Origin of the sequence: Mesorhizobium sp. L103C119B0 (genome assembly GCF_000502235.1) — a bacterium.
Lineage (GTDB): Bacteria > Pseudomonadota > Alphaproteobacteria > Rhizobiales > Rhizobiaceae > Mesorhizobium.
The window spans coordinates 1-11260 of record NZ_AYXE01000040.1 but is presented as its reverse complement, the minus strand read 5'-3'; the positions used below and the strand labels follow the sequence as shown (position 1 = coordinate 11260).

Below are 11260 nucleotides of genomic sequence, written 5' to 3'. Positions count from 1 at the left end.
CACGCAGCTCGCGCCAGATAGACGAATAGGGCGTAACTAGCGACGCGAGCGCCGCCGCTGCGATGCAGTGAGCCCAATGCGCCGAGGCCCATCAACTTCCACCGGGTCACCTCGGCAGTGGCCGCCTCACCCCGGTCATGTCTTCTCTGAGGGATTTCACCGCGTCTTCAGCCTTGGCAAAACGCTGCACCAGCTTGTCGGTCTTGGCGTACATCTTCGATCGGCTGGCGGCTGGGCGCTGCTCGGATTGCTCGTAAGAGAGCGCGGCTCAAGCATCGCTGTCGTTTAATGTCGCGCCGGATCTCGGTTGCGTCTCGCTGAACGCCCTCCATGGACGCCCCTTCATCGTTGGGCCACCAGGGTCTTTCTTGTTGTCTGAATAGCCGCCTTCGCGCGTGAGCACCTTGGCAGGCGCTTTCTTTTCGCGCGAAATTGCCACCGTTTTAAAGCGGGAGGGTCGGGATGCCGCTATTTGCCTCTAGGAAGCGACCGAGAAAGAAGGCACGTGGCGCAGCACGATAGATCGGCTGTCCAGTGCTACTCTGGGCGCCGCGATTTCGCGCTTCAGATAGATCGCAGGATCTCGGAAAGCCTCACGATCCAGCGGTCTATCCTTCGCAACGTGAAGGCGAGCGAGAGAGGCTGACCGCGCCGTCCAGCACGGCCGACGCGCTGTCGATAGTTAGCGATCGAGGGCGGGACGTTGGCCATCATAACGCCGTTCACCGAGCCCTTCCTCAATGCTGATTTCACTACCAAGACCGGCTTTGCGGTGACGCTGGAATGCGCGGTTGCGGGACCCGGTAAGCACCTCGCCGAAATCGAGTTCATCAGCAACCGGACGTGGACTCCTGTTGATGGCTTAGTGGTCGACTAGCTATTTTATCGCTTGAAGGAGACACTGCCCAATGAAGGACGCCTTGCCCTACCTGTCGATCGTCTCCAGTTTTCTCGCCGCCGGGCTTGGTATCCGTGCCGCGACGATTCCCATCAGGACAGCATAGATGACATGATGCCGGACATCGGACGGCAGGTGAAAGTGGGCTAGCTTTGCGGCAGTCGCGGCCGGCGTATCCGTCATGCTGCAAGCGGTGGATAGGCTTTGGCAGTAGCCTTCTACATCGCCGCAATCGGTGTCGTGATGCTCCCTGGCGGTCTGACGCTACCGGCAGCGCGACATGTCTTAAGCGGGGGAGCGGCCAGCTGGTCGAGCGTCTAGCCTATTTTGGTAAATGCGCAAGAGTACGTCGCGAGCAGTCTCGGCGCGTTCTCGCGTGCAGCCCATAAGTATTTTTCCGCCCAAGGTTGCGGGCTCGTCGGCAACGTCATCCCATACCATCCAAGCGCCGGCCGGATCGAGAATGCAACTAAATCTATCTGGGCTTTCTTCCATCGACCCATCCCCAATGGGTGGGAGCGTTCCATTATTTTAGCAATCGCGCAAGTAATGACCGGCGCGACACCACTACTTCGTTTGGTCAAAGTTAATTGCAGTGCAGAGGAAAGCCTAGCGTACTATTTGAATGGCATTTTATTAAAATGCCCTTCAAATCAGTATTTGCGGAGTGAGAGGCTAATGCCTCTTCGGCGCACTGTGCCATGGTAGGCTGCTGTTGTTTGGTGCGTGGCGCAGCATCCCGTCCGCTTCACGGTGTTTGGCGGCGAGATTTCAATTCCGCGGCAATTTGTGGATCTCCAATCTTACGGGTCCGCCCCGATCGCAGTAGGTGCAGAACAAGGCCCTCTCGACCGAACTGAAAAGCGCGCCCTTGCGTAACCGTCCAGGCGCTTGGTCGCCTGATGGTCGATGCTGGCACGGTTCAGATGGTGAAGAAATACCGCCGGCCGAAGGGAACGGAGCCGCTGCTGCAGAAGCCTGCCTAGCTGGTGCCAAAGGTCGGCTCGCGAGTTCAAGCGGGCTTGCTTTCGCGCCTCACCGGCGCCGATGCTTTCTCCGGGGAAATAGCGTAATTCAATATATGCGACGGGGGACTTCTCGATGTTCGCAGACCTGTACGAAACGCTGGAGATCAGCCCAAACGCCAACTCGGAAACAGTGGAGCGTGTATTCCGCTATCTTGCGATGCGCTATCATCCAGACAATCAACAGACTGGTGATGAAGCCCGCTTTAGCGAATTGGTGGAAGCCCATAATACGCTTAAAGATCCGGTCAAGCGGGCGCAATATGACGTTGCGTATAAAGAGCATGCCGGCCTTCGTCGCGAGTTGACCGAGGAAGCCGGCAACAAGAAAGGCTTGGGGCGGGATTCGGAGCTCAAATCCAAGCTGCTCTCGCTGCTTTACACAAAACGCCGGCACGAGGTCGGATCCAACCATTAGGCTCCTGGACCATACTTCCCACTGAAACAAACCGAGCCGGGGATCACTGTTTCTTCCGGCCAGGCCCGGCGCGTACTTGGCGGAGCCCAGCTACGGTGCCGGGCCACTTAAAACGGCTACCAAACCACGTAGTTCGGAACTTCTGCTTTGGAAGTTCCGTAACACCGGGTGTCCTGCCGAGCGAGGAAGCGGTGAACGGTCTCTATGAGCCGGGGCTTATGGAGGGGAAGGCGGTTTCATCACTACGCGCAATTGCATCTGGTCAATCGTATGCGACGATGGCAGCCGCCAGCGCTTCGGCCTCATCCGGCGGAGATGTATTATCTGACTTTTCTCAGTGCGCCATCACGAAGGCCTTACAGGCAGGTGACAATTGATTGATCCTGCCTACGAGATCGCATTTACCGATCGGTGTTGATGGGCAAACCCGTTTGTAGTCGCGATTGCATGCCTTGCCCTGGAAAGATTTGAAAGTTTTTACTTGCTTCACGCTAGTTCCGCTGGCTGGAACTATGCCGGGACCAGTGTCCATCGCGCCATCCTTGCCACCCTTGCCACCCTTGCCGCCGCCTCCTTTTGCAGAGGCGATGCCAGAAAGGGCCGCGTATGCGAAAGTTGCACTCATCATGGAAAGCAGTGCACGACGTGATGTAGACATTGTTCAGTCTCCCCTTTTTTATTTTCTCCTTACCTAATTTAGCACAGGCTAACAGGAAATCATATTGGGCCGGTTTATAGAAATTCCTTCTTTGCTAAAAACGCGGAAGCATCGTCAGGACGGCCACCAGGCCAGCCCCTGAATGACGGCGCTCAGCAGTGAATGCGAGGTGATGGGCGGTCATCAAGAACCCTCTTTCCCGCCGGTCAGCACCGTCATGAGCGGCTTGGGGTTCTCGACAACAGTGGCGACGACATCGCCATTCATTGTTGCTGAAAGGAAGGGCCGCACCTGTTCGAGAATGTCAGCCGTGATCTGGTCTGCGCCGTCGCCGCGCATGACCGCATCCTGGAAAGCGCAGCAAAGGAACCCTTGGAAATGGGCAACCGCCGCGTGCGCTGGATCGCATCCGGGCGAGGCAAGCATTGGGCCGGTGACGCCTTCAACGAAGGTAGCGGCAACGTGCCGACACCATTCGTTGTTCTCGTCTTCGAACGGTCCTTTGTTGGCGATGGGAAAGCTCATTTGCCCCTCAATGACTTGCGGCAGTCGTCAACAGCCCGCTTCTGACGGCTTCGGTTTGCAGGCGGCGCATCGAGACATTGCTGATGGTCATGTCATCGATCTGCGCGCCGTTCGGCAGTTGCAGCACGAATGGCGTCCGGCTGCTGGCGGTCGACCGAGACGATTCCGGTACGTTCGCGAAGCCACCGCCGGCAAAGCGCGGGACCGACATGGATCTGTTGAAGTTGTCGACCGAGCCGCCGATGCTGAAGCCGCGCAGCCCTGATTCAACGCGTGAAGGAAATTCACGCCCAAGCGCCGCACCGCCTTCGCCTGCAGAACGAATTCGCCGACTGACAGCCGAGCCATGATCGAATCGGATGTCGACGTGCCTGGTCCGTTGTTCCTGTCCGACATCAGCTTGCTTGGCCGCGAATTCGAGCCTGCCGTAAGCGTCAACTGAAGGCCAACTTTCTGTGCGTTCTTGCCAGCCTGGTCGGCGGCATCCGCACCAGGCTTTGCGAGAGCGAAGACTGCCGCACCCGCACCGGCCGCAGCAGCCGCAACGGCGCAAGGCTGGCGTCGAAAGCCGCGATCCATTGTCCGGCGGGCAGACTAAACATTTGGCTGATCAAACGGCTCGCCACGATCGCAGCTCGCCCGGATCGTTCCACGTTGCCATTTACGCGCTTTGGCTTGTCGCTTACCCATCCGGATAAACCGACGCAGGGCACCAAACTCGGTCTCGCAAAAGCGTCGTGTTGCATGAATGCAACTCGACCAAAAATCGACTGTAACAATCGATCACGATTTTCTAAAAACCGCGATCATTCTTCCGGCTGCTCACTATAGCGTACGGCCATGGGCCTCTCCCGTGCGCAAACGGAGAAGCTTAATGTCAAATCACCTCAAAATGCAGCTCACCGCGATCGCGGAACTTCGTGCATCGCCATTTGCCGCTCGCAACCACCCTCGCGAAAAACGCCGCAAGTTATCCGCCCACATGCGGAAGTACGGCCAACTGCTACCGCTGCTTGTCGAAAACGGCGGCTTCATCATCGATGGGCACCTGCGTCTCGAAGTCGCTCGCGAGATCGGGCTCAGTCACCTCCTAACCATCGACGTCTCACATCTGGCTGAGGTCGACAGACGCGCTCTTCGTTTGTCGATAAATCGTCTCGCGGAGGATGGAAAATGGGACAAGAAGACTCTCGCGTCCGAACTCAAACACCTGATTGAGGTCGGTTACGACATCGACCTCACAGGCTTCGAAACCGTCGAAATCGAGACTGCTATCGATGTCCTTGATAATGCGCCTGGCATCGTTGAGCATCTTGATGCGAGAATGATTTCCACCATCCCGGTGTCCCGACCAGCAGATATTTGGCTTCTCGGCGATCCAAACGATCACAGGCTCGCCTGTGGCGACTTTCGGGATCAATCGTTGCGGGACCGGGTGTTTCAGGGTCAGGCCGCGGCGGTCTGCTTTACCGACCCACCCTACAATGTTCCCATCCAGGGCCACGTGTCAGGCCTCGGCAAGGCATCTCACAAAGAATTCGCGATGGCGTCTGGCGAAATGAGCAAAGCTGAGTTCCAGTCGTTTCTCACCGCAACGCTAGAGCAGATTTTCGCCAGACTGACTACGACCGCAGTCGCCTACGTTTGCATGGATTGGCGATCCATCGCCGCTCTTGTCGGCGCCGGATCTGCCGTAGGTCTTGAGCTCCTCAACATCGCCGTCTGGGTCAAAACCAACCCGGGCATGGGAAGCTTCCTGCGCTCTCAACACGAGTTGGTTGGCATATTCAAACGGGCCGGGGTTCCCCATCGCAATAATATCGAGCTCGGAAAGTATGGCAGATCAAGATCGAACGTTTGGCACTATCGCGGCGTCAATGTCATGGGACCAGAGCGACACCTGCTTGCCGAGCATCCGACCGTGAAGCCATCCGCGATGGTCTGCGATGCCATCCGTGACGTCAGCATTCCCGGCGACATCGTCTTTGACCCGTTTCTGGGGTCTGGCACGACCCTCATCGCCGCAGAACGCACAAATAGGCGATGTTACGGAATTGAGATCGAGCCTACTTTCGTCGACCTGGCAATTCGCCGCTGGCAGGCCGAGACGGGGAAGGACGCAATCCGCGCAATCGATGGCCTGACTTTCGGCGAAGTCGAGATGGTAGTGGAAGCGGAGGCTGAGCCTCAGCGAGGGTCACAACCTCCCCTGCTCCTCCAGGCCCCTAAAGCACCAAAGCTGTCCGACCGCTCTTAGCAACGTAAAACTTGGTCCCCGAATTAGGCGGCAGGCCGGCACAGGGTCGGCTTGTCGCCTGCATCCGAAGCATCTTTGTCGAGGCACAGCCCGCACCACGCTTCCTACGCTTGCCTGCACTGGAAAAATCAAATGAACCGAACCAACGCTATGCCGGAGAGCCTAACCAAAGAAATTTGGGCCTATCACGGGTATGTGATCGGAACTGGGGCTCTAAACCCTGAAATTCATCTGATGAGGCCGCAGCGGCGCGAGGAAACGCGCGCCCTTCCCTCCTCTCGCAGGGTTGTTCATGGGGCTCGCCGAAAGAGAGCAACATGAGAAATCAGGATCACGCAAAAGCTGAGTCCTCGCCGTACTGGAAGAGGCTCGGTTCTTCGCCGACCCAAAGTGCCCCCAGACAGGCGGTGCTGCCATGAACGAATTCAATGACGAAGAGGCCGTTGGCTACGGCAAACCTCCAAAACACTCTCAGTTTAAACCGGGTCGGACTGGGAACCCAAGAGGTCGGCCAAAGAAAGCCGGAAAAAACTTTGCGAGCGACGTTCAAACCGAACTCGGTCGCAAAGTCGTCGTTCGCGAAAACGGCCGCGAAGTCGAACTCACGAAAGGTGCTGTGATCGTAAAAACGCTCGTGGGCAAGGCCATGAAGGGCGACGTTCGGGCTTGGCGAGAGATCCGGGAATTGCTGCCAAAGCTTTTCCAGCTCCAGGCCGATGCAAAACGCACCAGTGCATCCAGAGATGATGATGCTCAACTGCTCGACCAGTTTTTGGGCCTGTTTGGCGCAGTCAAAGAAGGGCCGACGGGAGACCCACAGGACACTTCAACAACGGAGGAGCCGGGCAATGTCGAGTGATATCGCAAGAATGAAAGCCCGGGAGAAGCGCCGGAGATCTTGGATCGCATTGCGTCCAATGCCGACCTTAGAGTTTGGCCCCTGCGCCTCACGGGCGCCAGTGAAAGCACGACAAGCGTCCAGGCACGCACAAACCTTTTCACCAGCAGCGGCACCCCAAATTTTTGCAAATGGAGGTTCACGATGAACGGAACATGGACTTGGGACGACACTACTTCGAAGTTCTTCATGGATCCGGTCGCACGGCGGATTTGCGGCTTTCCGACAAAATTCGTGTTGGAGAATTTTGACGACCTCATGGATCGGACGAGGCCGCGGGGAATGATTTGCCTGGTATGGGCTCCGTTGTTGGCAGACTGGGTCGCAACCACCCGACCCTTCGTCAAAGAGTTTCAGATAGTTCCGTTTCATTCATATGAACCGATATGGATCCGATCGACGATAATCTTTGAACCTTCCGGCAACCCGGCACCCTCCGTGATTCCCATAGATGATGGATGGGGCAAGTTCCATGGGACGATCGAACCGCTCGTAGTCGACCCGAACAGAATAGTTGATCTGAGAAGCTACCTAGCTACGGGACCCAACTTTAGAGGCCCGGAAGAGGCTTAAGCAGCGAGACGTCTGCTGCGATAGCTCATCAGGCAGTCGTCCAGCAACACAAGTGCCGAACCTCGCTCATTAAAGCGGATTTCAACCAGCGAACTGGACATTTTATCATGCAAGGAAATAAGGACGGTACACCGTTGGATCATCGGGAAACCGCTCTCGCGCTTTGCCGCAAATATCTTTGGGCATTCAACGAACGCATGCTGAGGGTTTCCGTCTCTGGCTATGAGCGTTTCTCCTACATACCCCTCATGGCGCAAGCCATCGAAGATGCGGTTTTGCGGCATACTGATGGCAACCTCGTAATAACTCTCCCTCCTCGCCATTTGAAGTCCTACACCGGTATCTCCACCATGGCTTGGTACCTCGGGACGTTCCCTGAGCGAGAAGTGATGCTCGGCACCAATTCCGACAGCCTCTCCAGAGACTTAGCCGCGAAGGTCGCCTTGATGATGCGAAGCGAGGAATACAACCTGATTTTTCCGGGGCAGCAAATCCGCGAAGATCGGCAGGCTATAATGGATTTTCGCACCAACGCGGGTGGTGGCCTGAAGGCCGGTGGGTTTGGGACGAGAATGCAAGGACGAGGTGCTGACCTGCTCATAATCGACGACGCGTTGTCGGCCCACGAGGCAGAGTCCCAAGCAGTGCGCGAGAGCGTGATCAACGCCTTCGAGACCGTCTTCTCCACTCGAGGAAATAACCCAGCCACGAAATCGGTGATCTCGATCGGTCACCGTGTCCATCCGGACGACTTACAGGGTCATCTTCTAAGCCGCAGGTTTGATCACCTCAATCTCGCATTCAAGGCAGAGCAGGACGAGGAGATTACGCGCGGACGAATTCAGTTTCGTCGTGAAAAAGGTGAGGTCCTGCAGCCGAGCCGGTATACGCCCGAGATCATTGCCAAGGAAATCGACACGCTGGCGCCGCATGTTTATGCCACCCAATATCAACAGCGCCCAACCGCGCGCGAGTCTGGCGTTCTCAAAGCCGCCTACTTCCCTGTTGCCCAAGGCCTTCCGCCAGGCGGCGAGACGATTTTTTCCTGGGATTGCGCCTCAAGCACGAACCCCGGTTCATCCTACTCGGTCTGCCTGGTCTTTCAGAAGCATGGGGCCGTAAGCTATCTCAAACACATAAGTCGCGTGCGTCTGGGATATCTCGCGCTAAAGGAGCTCGCCCTTGCGCTTAACGAACGGTATCAGCCCACTCGACACCTCATTGAGGCAACCTCGACAGGCATTTCAATCGCGGGGGAACTCAGAATTCGCGGCGCAAATGTCATTGACATCAACACAGGCGGACTTTCGAAAGAGGCGCGTCTCGACGTTGTGATGGGCAAAATCGCTGGCCAGTACGTTCACATTGTTGGAGGCATGCCTGGAACCAGCGATTTCTTAGATGAGCTCACTGCGTTTCCCTATGGCTCAAACAACGACCAGGTCGATGCGCTCACGCAATATTTGCAGTGGCTGACTAGCTCGGAGCCTACGGGTGTCACTAACCCGGTCTTCCGGCGAATTGCGCCTAGGCCTAGCAGATTGGATCGCTTTCGGCCGAAAACGTGACTGCATCTGCTGGAGCTCATTGTAGTCTCTCACGACCACCGGAACCGTCTGGTTCGGGTGCCGGACTTGACTTCTGCCGTAACGCAAGCGACTTGCGTAGCGTCCTCAACGGCCCCTCTAGCCGTCACTGCGATTAACCGCCTTTTTAGGTGTGGTCTTTGACAACACGACAGCCACCAGTACACCGCCCCGGTAGCGATCCAGCGGCATATGTGGGTTTCTTCTGGATCGTTGTCGACCGCAACGGCCTTGATGCGATCTTGGCCGACACCATCGGACTTGCTGATGCAGAACATTACGGCGAGTTGCTCACCCATCCGGGCGGGCACTATGATTACTGGGAAGCGATGAAAAAGCGCGGTCCGATCTGGCTGCGCGCCCGAAACCTCAGCACTTTATTGCTGCAAACCGAATATGAGGTTTGGCCTCGGGGCCGGGTAGTGTACTCCCTCAACGAGACTCGCGCCATCGTTTACGCAGATCCGAGAATTAGAACGAAAAGACGGATTGAGCTGGTGCGCGCAGCCTTTCAGACTCCGCACGCCGACCTCGTGATCAGGAAAGACAGCCATTACCGGCCCTCTATGCCTTTCATCGTGCCGGACGATCACAACTAGACATTACCCTCGGGACTGGTTCCAAGGCGTCACGAGTAGGAAGCTGCCTTTCAGCCTTCAGGCTTTCGTCTTTCGCCTCCCCGCAGGTTTCCTGTCATGAGGCAATGCAGGTGCTGCCTTTCTGCCAAGCCCAAGTGATTTGGCCAAGGCGGAGCGCGTCACCGAGTAGCTCCGCGCCACGATCGGGTGTCGTTAGGCAATCACTATTTTTTGGCGATATTCCTCCGGCAACAAGCTCGACAAATGATTGCAATCTGCTGCGCGCGCGATGGGGCAATGCTCATTGGCACGTCCAAGGCGCGCCTGTCAGGCCCAATCCAAAAGTATAGCCTATACCAACGTGCAATGGCACTTCGTTTTTTGAACGGGCATCTGTCTGGGCATCATAAGCAAATGAAAAGGAGAGAGGTCATGATAAGGATTGCCATCTCAAAGCTTGGCATTCGGCGAGCAGGCATCGGGATGTTTGCAGCAGCCACGCTCCTGGCTGCCGCCGGCGGTTCGACACCGGCGCTGGCGCAGACTGCCCCGACAACAGTCGTTCTTGTCCATGGCGCATTCGCCGACGGCTCGTCTTGGAACAAAGTCATTCCACTGCTTCAGGCAAAGGGCCTGAACGTTGTCGCGGTTCAAAATCCGCTGACCTCGCTTGCCGACGACGTGGCCGCCACGCAGCGCGCCATCGCGCAGCAAAAAGGCCCTGTCATTCTGGTCGGCCATTCCTGGGCAGGGACCGTTATTACCCAGGCCGGCAATGACGACCACGTCAAGGCGTTGGTCTATGTCGCCGCTTTCTCTCCTGGCGATGGGCAGTCGACGTCCGATCTCAACAAAAACTACCCGACCCCGCCCGGATTGGCGCACCCGCAGGTTGATGCCGGGGGCTTTCTGACGCTGTCGCACGACGATATCGCCAAATACTTCGCTCCGGATGTTCCGAAGGCGGAGTCCAATCTGATCGCGGTCACACAAGGCCCAGTGCGCGGTGGGAACTTCGACGAGAAGGTGACGACGGCGGCTTGGAAGTCGAAACCGAGCTGGGCAGTGGTCACCAAGAATGACCAGATGATCGATCCCAAGCTGCTTGCAGACAGCGCGAAGACCATGAACGCCCATGTCAAAACCATTGCGTCCAGCCATGTCCCAATGCTGTCGCACCCAAAAGAAGTAGCCGCGGTCATTCTGGAAGCGGTCGAAGCCGCCAAATGACATCTGGCAGCGGGGGCAGGTAGGGCGCTTCCTCCCGGCCAACAGGAACCTGCCGAGGCGTCAGGCAGATCGTCGCGATCATAGCGCGACCTGGCATTGCAGAACTGAAAGCGCAGCGGGCGCCTCGACACCCGCTGCGCTGACGTCACGTCGCGAAACCGAATTCTAAAGGCCAGACATCTGCGCGCGGGGTGTGGCCCGGCTCCAGCGCCGACACCCGCACATTGCGTTTCGCAATCAGGCGTCGAACCAATCCAAAAGTATGACCGATACCTTGGTGCAATAGCTGGTGACCGGCGCGCCGAAGCGCCGATCGCCCCCAACTGAAATGTGCGAGGCATTCGTCATGAACCCGGACAAGACTCCTGCAACCATTGCCTTTCGTCCCCACCATCTGATTAGCGCCACGGCGATGACTTTGGCGGCCGCAGAACTGGGGCTCATCGCGCCGGCTAAACCTGTGCCCGCCGCGACGGATGCAGCACCCCCTATGAGCTGCGCTAACTAATGGCGAAAGCCCCTCATCGAAATATCGCCGGCCTGTCCTGATTGTCTCTTTGGTTGTTTCAAACTGGGCAATGGCGTGTCGCCGCAGGAGAGCGGGACAAAGAACA

Annotated in this window: 13 protein-coding genes; 8 read left to right on the top strand and 5 right to left on the bottom strand. The window is 57.2% G+C overall.

Annotated features, from left to right (window positions below):
- Positions 1–106: 106 nt before the first annotated feature.
- Positions 107–214 (bottom strand): DUF1515 domain-containing protein, encoded by a 108-nt coding sequence (locus X728_RS1000000169850; protein WP_023737299.1) that lies wholly within the window; start codon positions 212–214, stop codon positions 107–109.
- Positions 215–268: 54 nt separating this feature from the next.
- Positions 269–403 (bottom strand): glycosyl hydrolase 108 family protein, encoded by a 135-nt coding sequence (locus tag X728_RS1000000169845; protein WP_245266234.1) that lies wholly within the window; start codon positions 401–403, stop codon positions 269–271.
- A 300-nt stretch (positions 404–703) separates the two neighbouring features.
- On the opposite strand from X728_RS1000000169845, the gene X728_RS1000000170760 reads away from it, so the two are divergent.
- Together X728_RS1000000170760 and X728_RS137410 are read left to right on the top strand one after the other, a co-directional pair.
- Complete coding sequence (locus tag X728_RS1000000170760) at positions 704–877, top strand: hypothetical protein (protein ID WP_023833236.1); 174 nt, start codon at positions 704–706, stop codon at positions 875–877.
- 1122 nt (positions 878–1999) lie between these two features.
- Positions 2000–2341: a DnaJ domain-containing protein gene (locus tag X728_RS137410; RefSeq protein WP_023833234.1), complete on the top strand. Its 342-nt coding sequence runs from the start codon at positions 2000–2002 to the stop codon at positions 2339–2341.
- Positions 2342–2675: 334 nt separating this feature from the next.
- Here the strand turns inward: X728_RS137410 and X728_RS1000000170755 are convergent, their stop codons facing one another.
- The 3 genes from X728_RS1000000170755 to X728_RS1000000170750 form a co-directional block, all read right to left on the bottom strand.
- A complete protein-coding gene (locus tag X728_RS1000000170755) occupies positions 2676–2999 on the bottom strand; it encodes a hypothetical protein (RefSeq protein WP_155924057.1) in 324 nt (107 codons plus the stop codon).
- Positions 3000–3182: 183 nt separating this feature from the next.
- Positions 3183–3524 (bottom strand): hypothetical protein, encoded by a 342-nt coding sequence (locus X728_RS137415; protein WP_023833233.1) that lies wholly within the window; start codon positions 3522–3524, stop codon positions 3183–3185.
- Positions 3525–3531: 7 nt separating this feature from the next.
- Positions 3532–3735, bottom strand: coding sequence for a hypothetical protein (locus X728_RS1000000170750; protein ID WP_023833232.1), 204 nt, complete (start codon positions 3733–3735; stop codon positions 3532–3534).
- Between the two features lie 663 nt (positions 3736–4398).
- Here X728_RS1000000170750 and X728_RS137425 point away from each other — a divergent pair.
- The 6 genes from X728_RS137425 (at position 4399) to X728_RS137445 (ending at position 10646) form a co-directional block, all read left to right on the top strand.
- The gene (locus tag X728_RS137425) at positions 4399–5781 is read left to right on the top strand and encodes a DNA modification methylase (protein WP_023833229.1); all 1383 of its coding nucleotides are present in this window, start codon (positions 4399–4401) and stop codon (positions 5779–5781) included.
- A gap of 415 nt (positions 5782–6196) precedes the next feature.
- The gene (locus X728_RS1000000170745; RefSeq protein WP_155924056.1) at positions 6197–6640 is read left to right on the top strand and encodes a DUF5681 domain-containing protein; all 444 of its coding nucleotides are present in this window, start codon (positions 6197–6199) and stop codon (positions 6638–6640) included.
- Between the two features lie 183 nt (positions 6641–6823).
- A complete protein-coding gene (locus X728_RS137435; protein ID WP_023833227.1) occupies positions 6824–7252 on the top strand; it encodes a hypothetical protein in 429 nt (142 codons plus the stop codon).
- A 107-nt stretch (positions 7253–7359) separates the two neighbouring features.
- Positions 7360–8820, top strand: coding sequence for a hypothetical protein (locus X728_RS137440; protein WP_023833226.1), 1461 nt, complete (start codon positions 7360–7362; stop codon positions 8818–8820).
- Between the two features lie 212 nt (positions 8821–9032).
- Positions 9033–9437 carry a hypothetical protein gene (locus tag X728_RS0136650; RefSeq protein ID WP_023833225.1) on the top strand — a complete coding sequence of 135 codons (405 nt, stop codon included), beginning with the start codon at positions 9033–9035 and terminating at the stop codon, positions 9435–9437.
- Positions 9438–9782: 345 nt separating this feature from the next.
- On the top strand, positions 9783–10646 hold the full coding sequence (locus tag X728_RS137445) for an alpha/beta hydrolase (protein WP_348625656.1): 864 nt from the start codon (positions 9783–9785) through the stop codon (positions 10644–10646).
- Positions 10647–11260: the final 614 nt, after the last annotated feature.

Excerpts from the sequence above, each read along its gene's own strand:
- X728_RS1000000170755 (WP_155924057.1), bottom strand. The coding sequence starts at position 2,999 with ATGTCTACATCACGTCGTGCACTGCTTTCCATGATGAGTGCAACTTTC.
- X728_RS1000000170750 (WP_023833232.1), bottom strand. The coding sequence starts at position 3,735 with ATGTCGGTCCCGCGCTTTGCCGGCGGTGGCTTCGCGAACGTACCGGAA.
- X728_RS1000000170745 (WP_155924056.1), top strand. The coding sequence starts at position 6,197 with ATGAACGAATTCAATGACGAAGAGGCCGTTGGCTACGGCAAACCTCCA.
- X728_RS137410 (WP_023833234.1), top strand. The coding sequence starts at position 2,000 with ATGTTCGCAGACCTGTACGAAACGCTGGAGATCAGCCCAAACGCCAAC.
- X728_RS137440 (WP_023833226.1), top strand. The coding sequence starts at position 7,360 with ATGCAAGGAAATAAGGACGGTACACCGTTGGATCATCGGGAAACCGCT.
- X728_RS137415 (WP_023833233.1), bottom strand. The coding sequence starts at position 3,524 with ATGAGCTTTCCCATCGCCAACAAAGGACCGTTCGAAGACGAGAACAAC.
- X728_RS1000000169850 (WP_023737299.1), bottom strand. The coding sequence starts at position 214 with ATGTACGCCAAGACCGACAAGCTGGTGCAGCGTTTTGCCAAGGCTGAA.
- X728_RS137435 (WP_023833227.1), top strand. The coding sequence starts at position 6,824 with ATGAACGGAACATGGACTTGGGACGACACTACTTCGAAGTTCTTCATG.
- X728_RS137445 (WP_348625656.1), top strand. The coding sequence starts at position 9,783 with ATGGCACTTCGTTTTTTGAACGGGCATCTGTCTGGGCATCATAAGCAA.
- X728_RS137425 (WP_023833229.1), top strand. The coding sequence starts at position 4,399 with ATGTCAAATCACCTCAAAATGCAGCTCACCGCGATCGCGGAACTTCGT.